Origin of the sequence: Streptomyces pallidus (ex Mingjun et al. 2026) (assembly GCF_051550185.1) — a bacterium.
Classification (GTDB): domain Bacteria; phylum Actinomycetota; class Actinomycetes; order Streptomycetales; family Streptomycetaceae; genus Streptomyces.
In genome coordinates this window covers 840,537-855,897 of record NZ_CP196181.1, presented here as the reverse complement: position 1 = coordinate 855,897, position 15,361 = coordinate 840,537, and the positions used below count along the sequence as shown (strand labels likewise).

Annotated in this window: 14 protein-coding genes; 2 read left to right on the top strand and 12 right to left on the bottom strand. The window is 74.3% G+C overall.

The features are described from left to right. The first annotated feature begins 73 nt into the window (after positions 1 to 73). Positions 74 to 739, top strand: coding sequence for a MerR family transcriptional regulator (locus tag ACSHWO_RS03575; protein WP_438310012.1), 666 nt, complete (start codon positions 74 to 76; stop codon positions 737 to 739). Between the two features lie 149 nt (positions 740 to 888). Here the strand turns inward: ACSHWO_RS03575 and ACSHWO_RS03570 are convergent, their stop codons facing one another. Then, positions 889 to 2,322, bottom strand: coding sequence for a PLP-dependent aminotransferase family protein (locus ACSHWO_RS03570; protein ID WP_438310011.1), 1,434 nt, complete (start codon positions 2,320 to 2,322; stop codon positions 889 to 891). A 121-nt stretch (positions 2,323 to 2,443) separates the two neighbouring features. Between ACSHWO_RS03570 and ACSHWO_RS03565 the strand changes: the two genes are divergently transcribed. Continuing rightward, positions 2,444 to 2,728: a putative quinol monooxygenase gene (locus tag ACSHWO_RS03565; RefSeq protein ID WP_438310010.1), complete on the top strand. Its 285-nt coding sequence runs from the start codon at positions 2,444 to 2,446 to the stop codon at positions 2,726 to 2,728. Between the two features lie 464 nt (positions 2,729 to 3,192). Here the strand turns inward: ACSHWO_RS03565 and ACSHWO_RS03560 are convergent, their stop codons facing one another. From ACSHWO_RS03560 to ACSHWO_RS03510, 11 genes are all read right to left on the bottom strand, one after another. Beyond that, a complete protein-coding gene (locus tag ACSHWO_RS03560; protein WP_438310009.1) occupies positions 3,193 to 5,787 on the bottom strand; it encodes an acyl-CoA reductase in 2,595 nt (864 codons plus the stop codon). Then, complete coding sequence (locus ACSHWO_RS03555; protein ID WP_438310008.1) at positions 5,784 to 6,950, bottom strand: acyl-protein synthase; 1,167 nt, start codon at positions 6,948 to 6,950, stop codon at positions 5,784 to 5,786. Before ACSHWO_RS03555 ends, ACSHWO_RS03560 begins: the two co-directional genes overlap by 4 nt. Further along, a complete protein-coding gene (locus ACSHWO_RS03550) occupies positions 6,947 to 8,122 on the bottom strand; it encodes a GNAT family N-acetyltransferase (protein WP_385804157.1) in 1,176 nt (391 codons plus the stop codon). Before ACSHWO_RS03550 ends, ACSHWO_RS03555 begins: the two co-directional genes overlap by 4 nt. Continuing rightward, positions 8,119 to 9,519 carry an MFS transporter gene (locus ACSHWO_RS03545; RefSeq protein WP_438310007.1) on the bottom strand — a complete coding sequence of 467 codons (1,401 nt, stop codon included), beginning with the start codon at positions 9,517 to 9,519 and terminating at the stop codon, positions 8,119 to 8,121. Before ACSHWO_RS03545 ends, ACSHWO_RS03550 begins: the two co-directional genes overlap by 4 nt. Further along, positions 9,516 to 10,820, bottom strand: coding sequence for a phenylacetate--CoA ligase family protein (locus tag ACSHWO_RS03540; RefSeq protein ID WP_438310006.1), 1,305 nt, complete (start codon positions 10,818 to 10,820; stop codon positions 9,516 to 9,518). The genes ACSHWO_RS03545 and ACSHWO_RS03540 overlap by 4 nt, the downstream gene beginning before the upstream one ends. A 241-nt stretch (positions 10,821 to 11,061) precedes the next feature. Further along, complete coding sequence (locus ACSHWO_RS03535; protein ID WP_438310005.1) at positions 11,062 to 11,754, bottom strand: hypothetical protein; 693 nt, start codon at positions 11,752 to 11,754, stop codon at positions 11,062 to 11,064. Between the two features lie 55 nt (positions 11,755 to 11,809). Further along, positions 11,810 to 12,364, bottom strand: a complete 555-nt coding sequence (locus tag ACSHWO_RS03530; RefSeq protein ID WP_385804696.1) for a DoxX family protein — start codon at positions 12,362 to 12,364, stop codon at positions 11,810 to 11,812. Positions 12,365 to 12,478: 114 nt separating this feature from the next. Further along, positions 12,479 to 12,988, bottom strand: a complete 510-nt coding sequence (locus tag ACSHWO_RS03525) for a cupin domain-containing protein (protein WP_361085252.1) — start codon at positions 12,986 to 12,988, stop codon at positions 12,479 to 12,481. A 36-nt stretch (positions 12,989 to 13,024) separates the two neighbouring features. Then, positions 13,025 to 13,765 carry a spermidine synthase gene (locus ACSHWO_RS03520; protein WP_438310004.1) on the bottom strand — a complete coding sequence of 247 codons (741 nt, stop codon included), beginning with the start codon at positions 13,763 to 13,765 and terminating at the stop codon, positions 13,025 to 13,027. 78 nt (positions 13,766 to 13,843) lie between these two features. Continuing rightward, positions 13,844 to 14,470 (bottom strand): GNAT family N-acetyltransferase, encoded by a 627-nt coding sequence (locus ACSHWO_RS03515; RefSeq protein ID WP_361085246.1) that lies wholly within the window; start codon positions 14,468 to 14,470, stop codon positions 13,844 to 13,846. Positions 14,471 to 14,499: 29 nt separating this feature from the next. Then, the gene (locus ACSHWO_RS03510; protein ID WP_438310003.1) at positions 14,500 to 15,273 is read right to left on the bottom strand and encodes a DeoR/GlpR family DNA-binding transcription regulator; all 774 of its coding nucleotides are present in this window, start codon (positions 15,271 to 15,273) and stop codon (positions 14,500 to 14,502) included. Between the last annotated feature and the right edge of the window lie 88 nt (positions 15,274 to 15,361).

The following is a 15,361-nucleotide window of genomic DNA, read 5'->3' as shown; positions in this document are numbered from 1 at the left end:
AGTATCTTCTTAGGGTGTCCAATCGACGACGACGGCGGCGGTCCTGCCCGGCCGCACCACAGCGAGGTAGCCGATGAGGATCTCGGAGCTCAGCCGCAGCACAGGCGTGCCGGTCGCCAGCATCAAGTACTTCCGCCGCGAGGGTCTGCTGCCCGCCGGCCGCGCCACGGCCGCGACCCTCGCCGAGTACGGGGAGGAGCACGTCCACCGACTCCGGCTGATCAAGGCGCTCACCAGCCTGGGCGGGCTCTCCATCGCCGCCACCCGTGAGGTCCTCGCCGCGGTCGACCGCGCCGACACCACCGACGCCGCCCTCGGCGCGATCAGCTACGCCCTGCCCGTACCGGTGGCGGAGGCGCCCGCGGGGGACTCCGAGCAGGAGGCCGAGGCCGAGACGGCCGCCGAGGCGGACGTCGCCGCGCTGATCGCGGCCATGGACTGGCAGGTCCCCGACACCTCCCCGCACGTACGGGGGCTCACCACGGCGCTCAAGCAGCTCAGGCGGCTCGATGCCGCGTACCGGCCGGACGGCCTCCTCGCCTACGCCGAGCTGGCCGACTCCATCGCCCGCCTCGACCTGCGCCGCGCCGCCGCCTTCTGCGACTCGGCGGCGCTGGCGGAGCAGGCGGTCGTCGTGTTCGCCCTGTCCGCCCCCGTGCTCGAACTGCTGCGGCGCCTGGCCCAGGAGGACCAGGTCCGCCGCCGCACGCAGATCGAGGCCCCGGACGCCGGCTACTAGGAGTGCGGGTCGGTAACGAGCAAGCGGCTCCGCTCCCGTGACCGGCGGATCGGTCGCAGCTGGTGTTGGGGCATGTGCGGCTGGCGGGGGCCTGCCCGCCGGGTGTCCGGCGGGCGGGGCTCGTGACGTGGCGGGGGAGCCCGGCTGGGTCAGCTGGCCGAAGTCAGTAGCTGGTCGAGGAGGACCTCCGCGATCTGTTCGGCTGCCCACTGCGCGCGGCTCGGGGCGAGTCGGCCGTAGCCGATGACCAGGGCCGGCGGGTGGCGCCGGGTGGTGTATCCGGAGAGGGCGGCGGTGGCGATGCCGCGGTCTGCGAGGTGCTCGACGATCACGTGGTCGTGGAGTCCGGGGGGCAGGGGGACCAACAGGTGCAGGCCTGCGGCGATGCCGCGGACCGGGCCGCAGTCGCGGATGACGGCATGGCTGCCCAGCGCAGTCACGAGGGCGTCGCGGCGGGCCCTGTACGTCTTGCGCACGCGACGTAGGTGCTTGTCGTAGCCGCCGGTGCCGGCGAGCCTGGCGAAGGTGAGCTGGTCCAGGGTGCTGGGGCCGGCGGCCGCGGTGTCGAGGGCGTCGAGCAGCGGTTGGCGCAGCGCCGGCGGTGGGACCATCCAGCCCAGACGCAGTCCGGGATGCAGGGTCTTGCTGACCGAGCCCAGGTAGACCACGAGGTTACGGTCGAGGCCGGCCAGCGCGCCGACGGGTCTGCGGTCGTAGCGGAACTCGGCGTCGTAGTCGTCTTCGACGATGACGGAGGCGCGCTGCACGGCCCAGGCGAGCAAAGCCCTCCGGCGTGCGGGGGAAAGGGCCGCGCCTGTGGGGAACTGATGGGCCGGCGCGCACAGCACCGCCCGGGCATCTGTTCGAGTCAGCGCCTCGACGTCGAGGCCCTCGGCGTCCACGGCGACCGGCTCGGTGGGCAGGCCGGCGGCGGCCGCGACCTGGTGCAGACGGGGCCAGCCGGGATCCTCGACAGCCAGGTGCGGGACCCCGCGTGCGGCCAGGACCCGCGCGACGAGCGACACTCCGTGGGAGGTACCGCAGGTGATGAGTACCTCGTCAGCCTCGACTGTCAGTCCGCGTACCCGGCTCAGATGGGCGGCAACGACCTCCCGCAACCGCTGCGCCCCTGCTGCCTGCGGAAAGACCGATGGTTCCCAGTCGGCGGTGGCGAGGACGTGTTGCAGGGACCGGGTCCACCCGGGTGCAGGGAATGCGGCCACGTCCGGTGTGCCCGGCCGGAGGTCGGCCACCACAGGCAGTGCGGAAGGGGCCCGCCGGGTCGTTGGTGCCCGGTCCGGGTTGGGCCTGGTGGAATGGGCCGTGACGCGCGTGCCGGAGCCCTGCCGCGTCTGCAGTTGGCCCTCGGCGGCGAGCTGGGTGTACGCCTCGTTGACGACCCATCGGGAGCAGCCGAGTTCGGCAGCCAGCGCGCGGCTCGGGGGTAGCAGGTGGCCCGGTCCCAGGCGGCCCTCCACGATTGCGGTCCTGATCCCGCTCGTCAAGCGCTCGTACAGCGACCCACCGTCCTCGGACAGTTCGATGAGGAGGCCGGTGGCTCGATTGGTTCGGTCATTGTCCATGAAAGCGGACTGTATAGCCGGACTACTTGCCCCTAGCGTCGTCCTGTGCAGCTGGTGGCAACGGGTCACCGCGCCATGAACAGGAACACCCACCCTGATGACGAACATCGAATCTCACGCATTGACAGTCGTCGCTCAGTTGCGGGCCAAGCCCGGCAAGGAGCGGGCTCTGCACCAGGCACTCACAGCGCTCGTGGCGCCCACGTCGCGCGAGCCGGGCTGCGTCACCTACAAGCTGCACGTTGATGTGGACGACCCCGCCTCGTTCTGCTTCTACGAGATCTGGCGCAGCCGCGCCGAGCACGCCGCGAACCTCCAGACCGCCCACCTACAGGACTTCGCAGCCCGGCTGGACGACCTCCTCGACGGCGAGCTTCGCGTCAGTCTTCTACGCCACATCGCCTGAGTCCGCCCGTTCAACGGGCCCGATGTCACACACGGCCGTATCGACCCCCAGCAGTTCGTCGGAGAAGCTGCAGCGGCCGACAGGCGCCTGCCCGTGCTGGTGAAACCGGCGGACGCTACACGGCGCATCGAGCGGGTCCTCCCGGATCGAGGCCCGCTGCCCGCGTTCGGCACCCCGCGGACGCTGCGCAGGTGGCTCGCTGCCCCGCTCGTCACGCCCGACGGCTCCCTGGTGAAGCGGGAGATGGGGACGCCGCAGGGCGCCCCGGTGTCCCCCGTGCTGGCGAACCTGTTCCAGCACTACGCGTTCGACGCCTGCATGGCCCCAACGGACCAGCTGCGACCGATCCGCCGATCACGGGAGCGGAGCCGCTTGCTCGTTACCGACCCACACTCCTAGCCGGGCCGGAGCCGCAGCCGGGGCCGAGGGGTCGGGCCATGCCCCGCCCCTCGACCCGGCCGGGCCTAGCGGCGGCCGTCCACCACGGAGCGGAGCTTGCCGCTCGTGGGGCTGCGGTCCAGCGACGCGCCGTCGACCGCCTCGACCACCAGGTCCAGCAGCCGCTCCGACACCGCCGAGCGGAGGTCGGGGTAGCCGGCCAGGAACACCTCGCGCAGCCGCTCCGGGTCCGTCCCGGCGGAGCGCTCCACCCGCACCGTCAGCCGCTCGCGCGCCTCCCCGTTGCCGAGCAGGACCTGCAGCTCGCCGCGGTGGCCGCCCTGCTCCTCCGCCAGGGTCACGAAGCGGCGGTGGTTGAGGAAGTACGTCGCCACCCGCATCACGTCGCCGGTGCGGCCCTGCAGCTCGAAGCGCGGGGCGTGGCTGCCGCACGGGCAGCGGCCCGGCACGGCCCGCCCCAGGTCGCCGATGACGTACCGGCCCAGCTGCTGGCCGCGCCGCGCATGCGTGGTGAACACGAGCCGGCCCGTCGCGCCCGGCTCGACCGGCCGGTCCGCGTCGGGGTCGACGATCTCCATCGTGTGCAGGTCGGCGTGGAGGTGGTGGACCCCGCCCGTGCTTTCGGTGCACTGGTAGCCCAGCGGGCCGAGGTCGGTGCTGCCGTAGGTGATGGAGCGGACCACCTCGATGCCGAACTCGACCTCCAGCGTCCGCTGCTGCTCCGGCGTGAAGCGCTCGCCGCCGTAGAACACCTTGCGCAGGCCCCCGTAGGCGCGCAGCGCGTCCGCCTCCGCGTGCAGCAGCTGCCACAGATAGGAGGGCATGCCGAAGAGCGTGTTCGCCCCGTGGTCGATCAGGGCCCGCGCCGTCGCACGGTGGTCGGGCCCGGCGGCCAGCGGGAGCTGGACCCCGCCGAGCCGCTCCAGGATGGAGAAGAAGCTGATGAAGCTGCCGTACATGCCGCCGCAGTAGAAGAGGTTGGCGGTACGGTCCCCGACCGGGTCGTAGCCGGCGGCGAGCAGGCCGCGGGCCGCGGCGTGCATCTGCGCGTCGTAGTCGTCGTAGCTGAACAGCGACAGCGCCGGCTCGCCCGTGCTGCCGCCGCTGTGGAAGTACAACTCGGCGTCGGCGCGGTCCACCCGGCCGTTGCGCTCCTGCACCTCCTCCTTGCCGAGCAGCGGGCCGGCGGGGGCCGGCAGCACCACGGGCCCGGCCAGGTCGTCCAGGCAGGCGGTGGTGGCGAACAGGTCCGGATCGGCCTGGACCGCGACGCGGCGGCTGTAGCGCTGCAGCGCGTACACCCCGTCGTGCGGCTCGCCCGTGTAGCTGTCGAGCATGGCGCCCACGGGCGTGATCCGGGTGACGCCGGCCGCCAGGGCGGTACGCGACAGCTCGGCGACGTCCGTCCTGCTGCCGGCGATGCCCGCGGTCTGCAGGTAGCGGCGCATCGGCCGCAGGGTCGCGATCATCCGCTCGCGCGGCAGCGGCTTGACCCACACGCTGCGGTGCAGCGGGGACGCCGTCAACGGGGACCGGGTGTCGGCCATGACCCGCCACGAGCCGTCGTCCGCGGCGAACACCCGGGTCAGACCGAGGTGTTCCTCCAGTCGGGCCACCAGCTCCGTGGTGGTCAGCTCGGCCTCCTCGGCCGGGTCCCGGTCCCCGCCCGCGGCGCCGGCCGGCGGGCAGGCCGCGGACCGGGCCGCGAGGACGCCCGCGAACCGCTCCGCGAACGCGAAGACCTCGGCCTCGTCCCCGGTGTCCAGGTAGACCACCTGCGGGCTCGAACAGGCCTGCTGCTCGTGCCGGCACACGTCCCCGGCGAGGGCGTCCAGCGTGTCCCCGTCCGACCACGCGTCGCCGGTCAGGTACGCGAACGAGATCCGGTGCCCCCACTCCACCAGCCGGCAGCCCGCCGGCACGTGCGCGGCCACCCCCGCGACCGCGGCCTCGCCGCCCCAGACGGCGACGGCGTCCGCGGGCGCGCACATCAGGCGCAGCCACTCCTGCCGGGACGACCCGAAGCGCAGCACGACGATCCGCGCGGCCAGCGCCCCGCTGGGGTCCAGGGCGGCCAGCTCGGCCATCAGGGCCTGCGGGAAGAGTGAGTCGGCGCTGCTGGTCTTGAGGACGTTGACGTTCCCCGCGAGCAGGCCCTCCACGATGCTCAACGGGGCCACGGTGGCCGCGTTGCCCGGCGCGATGTGCGCGACCATGCCCACCGGCGCCCACGCCTCGTACACCGCCTCGCGCGGGTCGGGCCGGTTCAGCCGGCCGGGCGCGGAACCGCCCAGCTCGCGGCGCAGCTTGCGGGTCAGCTCCCGCCGGCCGAGGTGGTGTCCGAGCTCGGCCAGGAGCGCCGGGTCCTCGCCCTCGGGCAGGTGCGCCGCCAACCGGGCGTGCACCGGGTGCTCCGGATCGAGGAGGGCGCCGGCCAGGGCGTCGCAGGCGGCCAGGACGGTCTCGGTCTCCAGCGGGGTGCCCAGCGCGGCCTCGACCGCGGCCGGGAGTTCGGCGAGCCGACGCCCGGCCTCCTCGTCGCCCGTGAAGGCGCCCTGCCAGTAGTGCGGTGCGTCGGCGGTCGGCCCGCCGCCGTTCGCGTACGCGGCCACGGCCACGGTCTCCGCCAGGTCTCCGTCGACGGTCATGCTCACGGTCACGCCATTCCCTTCATCAGTTCCGCCGCGGCCACCGCGCAGCTCCGGTTGCGGCTCACCCCGGCCCGGCCGTGGACGGTGAACCAGGGGGTCCGCAGCCCGCAGCCGCAGGCCTCCCCGGGCCGGAGCGAGGCCAGGTCGCCCATGACCACGCTCTGCGCGGGCACGGACGTGATGTACGGGGACACCAGGTGCAGGTAGCCCCGCTCCCCGTACGGCAGCGGCTCCAGGGTGCGGGTGGAGCGGATCGTGACCCGAGACCAGACGGGCGCGTGCAGCCGGTGCCGCTCGCACTCGATGTACGGGATGCAGTGCTCGACCGAGCCGAAGGTGTCCCGGATCCGCTCGCCGGGGACTCCGAGCTGCTCGGTGACCCGCGCGTACAGCTCCTCCTTGCCGATCCGGCGGTCGGCGTGCCCCTTCCAGCCGCCGCCGAGGACGACGAGGGAGCCCTCGGGCAGGCGCAGCGGCGGCACGCCCATGGCCCGCATCCGTTCCAGGGTGAACCACAGGAAGGCGGGGAAGCCGAGGATGCGGACCGGCGCGTCGTCCCGCTCGAAGCGGCGCAGCGCGGCGATGCAGCCGAAGGGGTCGAACTCGTGGTCGCCGCCCGCGCCGCCGCCCGTGTTGCGCAGGGCGTACTCGACGCTGCGCGCCGGGGCGAAGTCGCAGAGGTAGTTGTCGGTGAAGGCGGTGCCGAGGTTCAGCGAAGGCGCCGGCTCGTAGCTGTAGAGCAGGTAGTTGACCTCCTGCTCGGGGGTGATCCAGCCGTTGCGCTCGAAGATCCGGGCGACCATGCGCTGGGCGGAGCGGATCGTCCAGTGGTCGAAGAACATCTGCGACTTCTGGCCGGTGGTGCCCGACGAGGTCAGGTGCAGCTCGACGTCCTCGCGGGGGATGGACAGCACCTCGTGCCGCTTGAAGAAGTTCGCGTGGACCAGCGGCGTCCGGTACGCCCCGTCCTCCGCCGCGGGCGTGGCCGCGTACAACGAGCGGAAGAACGGGGACCGTTCGGTGTGCCAGGCGTTGATCTCCGCCATGGCGGCGGCGAACAGCTCGTCCTCGGCGGGCCCGGAGGCGTACGGGTCGGTCAGGTCGCACAGTTGTTGCACGTGCGGCAGGAGGGCGGGGTCGGGCACGCCGACCGGGGCGAGATGGGGGTTCATCGGGCAACCTCGGGTGGTGTGGGCAGGTGCGTCGACGCCCAGGCCGACACGTAGCAGTCCAGATAGGGCTGGAGCGGCGGCTCGACGGCGACGCCGCGGAAGTCGATGCGCTCGGTGGAGCGGGACAGTACGACGTAGTCGTGGAATCCGTCGCCGTCCGCGCGCATCGCCGGGTACAGCGCACCGGCGACGAACCCCTGGGCCAGGAAGGCCGCCAGGGCCTCCTGGTGCGCGAGCGGCACCAGGGCCTCCACGTAGCCGGCGCCCGCGCGGGCCAGTGCCCGGGTGACGGGTTCGAGGTGGGCGGCCGCCGCGGCGGGGTCCGGGTGGGCGGTCAGCAGGGAGCAGTAGCCGCCGGCGCGGTTGAGGTAGGCGTACACCTCGAACCGGCCGTCCTCGGGGGTGAGCAGCACGTTCGGGGTGTGCAGCGGGTAGAACCAGCCCTCCGCGCCCGGGAAGTGGTCGCGGAACCGGCGGCGGACGAACGCGGGGGCCTCGATCACCTCCAGCCGCATGGCGGCCTCCGGCGCCGTCGGCGCGGTGACCGGCGGGGCGCCCGGGGTAGCGGGGGCGGAGGGGGCCGCGGCGGCCCGGACCCCCGGGTAGCGGATGCCGAGCGCGCCCTCGGCCGTCCGCAGCAACGGCAGCAGCGCGGCGGGTACTTCGGCGACGGGCATCCGGCGGTCGAGCACCCCAGCGGAGTGACGCGCGTAGAGGGCGAGGCTCTCGCGGCTGCTGAGATCCACCGCGTTGGGCAGGATGCCCAGCGGGCGGAAGCCGTTGCGGGCGACGACGCGCTGCGGGCCCGCGCTGACCGTCCGGACGGTGGCGTACACGGAGTCCAGCCGCCCGGAGTCCAGCATCCGGGTGCACAGTTCCTCGGTCAGGGCCGCGGCCAGGCCGCCCGAGCGGTGCTCGGGGTGCACGGCGATGCCCTCCAGGCGGCCGATGCGGCTGCCGGCCTCTCCGTGGATGGCGGCCGAGGCGGTCAGGGCGCCGGAGTCGGGGCAGCGGCCGACCAGCCACAGGGAGTGCGGGTCGGCGATGAGCCGCGCCATCTCGGCGGGGTCGGTGCCGAGGGCGACGGGGTAGTGGGGTCCGTAGACGGCGTAGTAGAGCTGGCGCAGTTCGGCGATGTCCGCGCGGGCGGCCGGGGTGATGACGGGGTTCACCGCGCGCCTCCCGCCGGCCGGGCGGCCGCGCCGCCGACGGCATCCGCCTCCGCCTCCGAGTGCGTTCCCGCTGCCGCCCTCGCTCCGGCCTCCGCCTCGGCGGGTTCCGGGTGGTGCCGGCCGAGCAGGGCCAGGGCGCAGGCGGCGGGCAGCAGCCCGATGCCCTGCACCAGGCACAGCGTCTGCGGTGAGAGGCGGTCGCCGGCCGAGCCGAAGACCAGCGAGGCCACCGGCAGGGAGGCGCCGAGCACGGCCTGCATCACGGCGAAGAAGCCGGGCTTGTCGGCGGCGGGCACCAGCCGCTGGAAGAGGGCGACGAAGCGGACGCTGACGGCCCCGGCGCACCAGCCGGCCACGACCAGGCAGCCCGCGAACACCGGGCGCAGCGGGGCCAGGCCGGGCAGGGCCAGGGCGACGGCCATCAGGCCCAGGCAGTACGCGCCGGCGACGGCGGGCCGGCCCGGGACCCGGGTGCCGGTGAAGGCGCCGATGAGCGCGCCGGTGCCGAGGGAGGCCTCCAGCAGTGCCACGGTGCCGCCGCCGCCCCGCAGGACGGACCGGGTGTAGAGGGGGATGACGACGAACACGGCGGCGGTGAAGAGGTTCGCCGCGGTGAAACAGACCAGGATCCTTCGTACGTAGGGCAGTTCGCCGAGGATCCCGCGCAGCGTACGGCGCTGCCCGGCCACCGCGGCCGGCCCGTCTGCGCCGGCGCCGGCGGCTGCCGCTGCGTGGGCCGCCGCGGCGGTGCGGAACCGCGCCGTCGCGACGAGGACGGCGGCGAGCAGGTAGGCGGCGGCACACCCGGCGGCGAGCCCGGCCACGCCGGCCCGGTCCACGGCCAGGGCGCCGAGCAGGGCCCCGCCCAGGCCGGCCAGGGACTGGGTGGACAGTTCGAAACCGGTGGCGGACTCGATGTCGGCGTCGTCGACGAGTTCGGGCACCGACGTGGTCAGGCACGGGTCGAAGAAGGCCTGGCAGGTGGCCAGGGCGAGGGCGGCGCCGTACACGGCGGCCACCGGCAGGCCGCTGCCCTGCGCCCACAGGGCGAGACCGGCCGCGGCGGCTCCGGCCGCGGCGGCCGCGGTCCGCAGCACCGAGCGGTGCGCGAACCGGCCGACGGTGCGGGCCACCAGGGGCGCCAGGGCCACGGCGGGCAGCGTGCAGACGGCCATGAACAGGCCGGAGGCGAGCCCGCCGGCGTCCTGCACGGCGTAGGCGACGAGCCACCAGGACACGCCGACCTGGAACATGCGCACGGCCCCCTGGGTCAGGACCTGGCCCAGCCAGACGGCCCCGAAGGCGCGGTTGCGCAGGACGAGCGGCAGCCGCCGGCCGCCCGTCCCGGGCCGGTCGGCGGCCCCGGCCGGGGCCTGGGGCTCGGTGAGCGCGGTCATGCGGTCGGCCTCTCGTCCAGGACGCGGACGAGCTTGCCCGAGCGCGGGTTGACGGCGAGGTCCCGGTGGCGGGCCCACTCCACGGACAGCGGGTGCACGAACCCGGCGCGCACACTGTCCGGGTACAGCGGCCGTACGGTCTCCAGCTCCGTGACGACGGCCCGGGCCAGCGCCTCCAGCCCGCCCGGCCGGCGGTCCGCGTCGGCGCCGTCACCGGCACCCCCGCCTGCCCCGGGCGCCGTCGCCAGCCGCAGCACGAGCCCGTCCCGGCCCTCCCACCGGCGTACGACGAGCTGCATGCCGACGACCCGCCCGGCGGTGTCCGCCGCGGCCACGGCCTGCTGGGCGTCCTGCGTGTAGAGGGAGACCGGACCGACCCGTACGCCCTCCTCGGCGCGCCCGAGGATCCGGAAGTGGCCCTCCCCGGTGCCCGTCCACTCGGCACGGTCGCCCGCCGGGTAGCGGATGACCGGCATCAGGCGCCGGAACAGGCTGGTGACCACGACCCGGCCGGGCCGCCCCGGCTCGGTGACGGGCTCACCGGTGGTGTCGTCGAGGATCTCGACGACCGAGTGCGGGGTGAAGGCCCGGTGCACCCGGGCGTCGGGGCCGGGCACCGGGCGGCCGAGCAGACCGGCGTCCACGCTCGCGTACCCGACGGAGCGGACCTCGGCGTGCGGGAACGCGGTGGCCAGCAGCCGCCGCTGGTCGGCGAAGAGGGCCTCGCCGCCGAAGAGCAGCAGCTCCACGGAGTCGAGCCGGACGCCGGCCGCGACGACGTGCTCGGCCAGCCGGCACAGCGTGGTCGGCGTGCCGGTCAGTACCTGGGCCGCGAGGTCGCGCAGCGTGGGGACCGTCGACTCCAGTGGGGCGGCGCCGCCGATGGGCAGGCGGACGTTGTCCACGGGTGCGTGGGCCAGGGAGTCCAGGAGGAACAGGAAGCTGGCGTACAGCTCACCGGCGTAGAAGAGGTCGGCGACGCGGTGTCCCGGGCGCAGGCCCGTGTCCACGAGCCCCTGGCCGAAGGCGCTGACGAAGGTGCGCCATTCGTCGCGGGTGTAGACGGAGAACTTGGGCGAGCCGGTGGTGCCGCCGGTCTTGTAGACGGTGGCCTCGCTGAGCGGGCCCGTCAGCACCTGGTTGTCGTGGAGGGTGTTGGCCGCCCAGAACTCCTGCTGGTCCACGACCGGAAGGTCGGCGAGGCGGTCGACGTCCGGCGGCAGGGACGCGTAGAGGTCCCGGTAGAAGGGCGAGTTGTGGCGGGCGAAACGTATGAGGTCCGAGAGCTGCTGGGCGGACATGGGCCTTTGCCTAGGTGAACGGGAACAGGGGCGGGAGACACCTCGGGGCGCGGCAAGGGCACGGGCCCGCCTGCGCATCGGCCGGTGGTGGTGGGTACGGGGGAACCCCCGCACCCCCGCCTCCTCGACGCACGCCGACAACTGACGTGCAGTCACGATGATGGAACATCATTCCGGTTACCGCCAAATTGGCCAAATATTTCCGGCCATGGCGACCTGAACCCGCGAGATTTACCGTGCGTCACCCGCCCACGATCTCGACGCCGGCCGCGAGCATCCGGGCGATGACCTGCTCGGCGAGCTCCTCGTGGCAGATCAGCAACTCCATCGGACGCTCGCCCTTCGTGACGATCGTGTAGCCGCTGCCCGCGACCTCCAGCTGCCAGGAGTCCCGCCCCGTGGTCCACATGTCGGCGTACGCGGCGAGGTCCGGCCCGGTGTCGGGGCGGCTCCCGGCCCGGAGGGTCACCGCGGGGAGACGTCCGTCCGGTCCGGCAGGTGGGAGCATGAGGCCGGGATACCGGTGCGGGTCCAGGGCCTCCCGCACCTCGTCGGCGGGATGGCCGAACAGGTCGATGCCGTCGAGCGCGACGGGAACCGCCGCAGGGCCGTGCCACGACGGCCGGAAGCAGCCCCGCCGCACGATGACCTCGGCCAACGGGAGCCCGTCGGGGGAACGGCTGTCCGAGGACGGGCCGTCCAGGGGCGGGGCCTGCAAAGGCGGGGCGTCAGAGGGCGGGGCGTCCGCGCGGGCCGTCACCACGAGGTCGCACCAGCGGACGGAGTACCCCCACCCGGTGCCCGGCTCCCGGTCCTCCTCGACCGGGCCCAGGCGGGCCAGCACCTCCCGGGCGGCGAGCCCGTCCGTACCGAAGCGGAGGATGCCGGCACCGTTCGGCAGGAACAGCCCGGTCTCGGGCAGCAGTTCGATCATCCGCAGATCGTCCCGCCCGCCGCAGCCGCTCGGCAACCGGGCGGGCCGGTGCGCGCTACGCGCCGCCGGGGCGTCCGTCCTGCCGGGCGGCGGCCGCCTGCGCGGCCTCCATCGCCGCGATGCGCCGTCTGACCACCACCGTGGCGGCGGCCGCGCTGATGGTGAACGCCGCCAGCAGGACCGCGGGCCGGTCCAGCCGGTGCCGGGTCAGGTGGTCGACCGAGAAGCATCCCGGCCCGGAGACACCGAGCGAGGCGGCGACGAAGCCGAGGAACGCCGGGTACTCGAAGCCGCCGCCCTGGGCGAAGAAGCCCGCCGGCGCGTGCACCGAAACGGCCCCGGCCATCGCGCCGGCCGCGGCGGCGCCCGCCGCCGGGGTCGCGAGCCCCAGGGCGAGGAGGGCGCCGCCGCCGGCCTCGCCGAGGCCGGCAGCCAGCGCGCTCGGGCGTCCGGGGGTGAAGCCCATCTGCTCCATGGCCCGGGCGGTGCCGTCGAGGCCGGCCCCGCCGAACCAGCCGAACAGCTTCTGTGTGCCGTGCGCGACCAGCACGCCGCCCGTTCCGAGGCGCAGGGCGAGCAGTCCGAGGTCCTTGCGTCGGGTCAGCGGCATGGGGGAGGCCTTTCGGACGAGGGGCACTCCCGGCAGGATCGGTCCGCTCCCCCCGGCGCCCGCGGCCCCACACCGTGCACCCGGCGGAGCCCCACCGAATGGCCGACGGGCCGGTCAGGCGCGCCCGCGGGCCAGGGCCTCCTCCCAGACCCTGCTGGGTCCGAAGTGGTTGTCGTACAGCTCCTGCACCTCGAGGATGCTCTCCGGGGGGACCTTGCCGAACCGTATGCGCTCCAGGTGCCGGAAGTACTCGAAGCGCTCGATGCCCGGAGTGATCACGACGAGCATGTCGGCCGTCTCCCCGGGGGCCGCCGCGAAGGCGTGCCGGGTGCCCGGCGGGACGACCACGAGGTCACCCTGCTCCGCCGTGACCACCTGGTCGCCGGAGAGCAGGAGGGCGGTGCCGTCCAGCACGTAGAACATCTCGGCGGAGCGGGTGTGGTGGTGCGGCCGGGCCCCGTTGGCCCCCTCGGCGAGGGTCACCCGCATGGTGGAGAGCGCGCCGCCGGTGGCGCTGCTGTCGGCGAGCAGACGGTTGGTCACGGACGTCCCGGCGCCGATGACTTCGGCGTCGGCGGCCCGGACGACGACCGTGTCGTCGAAGTCGGGAAGGAACAGCGACACGGATCCCCCTGTCGGTCGATCGTGCGGTGGACGGAACTACCCGGCTGTCCGCCGGTCCTCGGCGCGGTCCGCGGGGCCGTGGTCGGGCACCGGGTTGCGGGCCAGGTGGACCACGTCGGGCACCCCGCGGGCCACCTGGACCTCCTGCGTCCGCACGGAGTCGAACCCCGCTTCGCGCAGGGCCCGTTCGAAGGCGGGGGAGGGCTGCGCCGACCAGACGGCGAGGACCCCGCCCGGGTTGAGCCGGTCCCGGCAGGAGGCCAGTCCGGCGGGGGAGTACAGCCCCTGGTTCTCCTCGTCCACCGTCCAGTCCGGGCCGTTGTCGATGTCCAGACAGAGCGCGTCGTACCGGTCGGCGGAATCCGCCAGGTACGCCACCAGATCGGTGTGCAGGACCGTCGTGCGCGGGTCGGCGAGGGCTTCGGCGGACACCGCGCCGAGCGGGCCCGTCCGGTGCCATTCGATGATCGCGTCCTCCCGTTCCACGACGGCGATCCGGCCCCAGCCCTGCTGCGCGGCGGCGTGCGCGAGCGAGAAGCCGACGCCGAGCCCGCCGATCAGCACGGACGGCGCGGGCGCGCCGGACGGCGGGTCGAGGGCGAGGTACGCGGCGTCGACCAGCAGCCGCTCGGACCTGCCGTCGGAGGTGTCCATCAGGAAGCAGCCGTTCGCGATGATCTCGTACGTGGCGCCCCGGCGCCGCAGCACGACCTCGCCAAACGGCCCTTCCCGGCGGTCCAGCGTTTCCGGGACGTCAGGTGTCGCTAATGCCTTCATGCGAGATTCAACGAAGCCCGCGTGACGGGTGTTCCGGCCGGGTCACACGAACATGTCCCGCATGCATCCTCCCGCACCTCAGGCCCCCGGCCGCCCCGCTTCCCCGGCGCGCCCCGCGGGCGGCGGATCGCCCTGCACGCGGGCGTGCAGGTGCTCGTCGTGCCAGCCGTCCGCGTGCAGCAGGGCGCTGCGCAGGGTGCCCTCCAGGGCGAAGCCCGCACGGGTCGCCACCGCGCAGGAGGCCGTGTTCGCGACGGAGTGGGTGATGCGGAGCCGGTGCAGGCCCAGGTCCTCCAGCGCCCAGCGGCTGACGCGGGCGACGGCCTCGGCCATGGCCCCGCGGCCGCGGCCCGCGGGAAGCAGCCAGTACAGGAACTCCGCGCTGCCCCCGCGGAGATCGACGTCGGCCAGGCCGACGAGGCCGACGGGGCGGCCGCCGTGCGGCTCGGCGACGGCCCAGACGACCGACTTCTCGGCCTGGCGGCGGGCCTCCCACCGGGCGATCCGCTCGCGCGCCGCGTCCGGGGTCAGGTGTCCGGGCCGGTTCCAGTGCTGGATGTCGGGGTCGTGGCACGACTCCGCGAGGACCGGCGCGTCATCGGGCGCCCACGGGCGCAGTTCGAGGCCGCAGGGTAACCGGAAGACGGGATGTCCGGCTCCGGCCAGGCGGCCCGGGAGCACGACGTCGGGTATGGGAACGATCACTCCGGCATCATGCCAGAGCGCTGCGGTCCTCAGTCCGCCTCCGGGGCCGGGTGCAGGACGTCCACGCCCCGCTCCCGCAGGGCGTCGACCGCCGGGGAGTCGGCGGGGGCGTCGGTGACGACGAGGGTGACCTGCTCGATCGGGCAGATCCGGCCCAGCGCCGTACGGCCCAGCTTGTCGGCGGTGGCGACGAGCACCACCCGCTGCGCCGCGGCCACGGCGGCCCGCTTCACCTGGACGTCGTCGAGGTCGTAGGCGGTGGCGCCCTGCACCGGGTCCACCCCGCAGCAGCCCAGCACGAACGTGTCGAAGCACAGCTCACCGAGCGTCCGGACGGCGGTGTGGCCGTGGAAGGAGAGCTCCTCGGCGCGGACCTGACCCCCCGGCATCACCAGTCGGATGCCGGGTTGGTCGGACAGGGCGAACGCGGCGTGCAGCGAGAGCGGGGCGACGGTGAGCCGGCGGCCGGCCATGGCCCGGGCGACCGCGACGGCGGTGGTGCCGGTGTCCAGGGCCACGGTCTCGCCGTCCGCCAGCAGCCCGACCACGGTGCGGGCCAGCCGCTCCTTGGCCGGTGTCCCGGACAGGGCGCGGACCGCGTACGGCGGTTCGACGCCGCCGGTCCGGCTGCTCACGGCGCCGCCCCGCACCCGGCGGAGCGCCCCGCGGGACTCCAGGACCTCCAGGTCCCGTCGGACGGTCATCTCGGACGCACCGGTGGCCCGGGCCAGTTCGGCCACCGTCGCGCGGTTCTGCTGCACGAGCAGCTCCACGACGAACTTGTGCCTCTCCCTCACGTTCATGCGTCTGCTTTTAGCACAGCCGGGTCGGGAGGGCCCTCGGAGGGGCGTTCCGAACACTGACTCTGTTGAAACGAACATTCTTAATGTT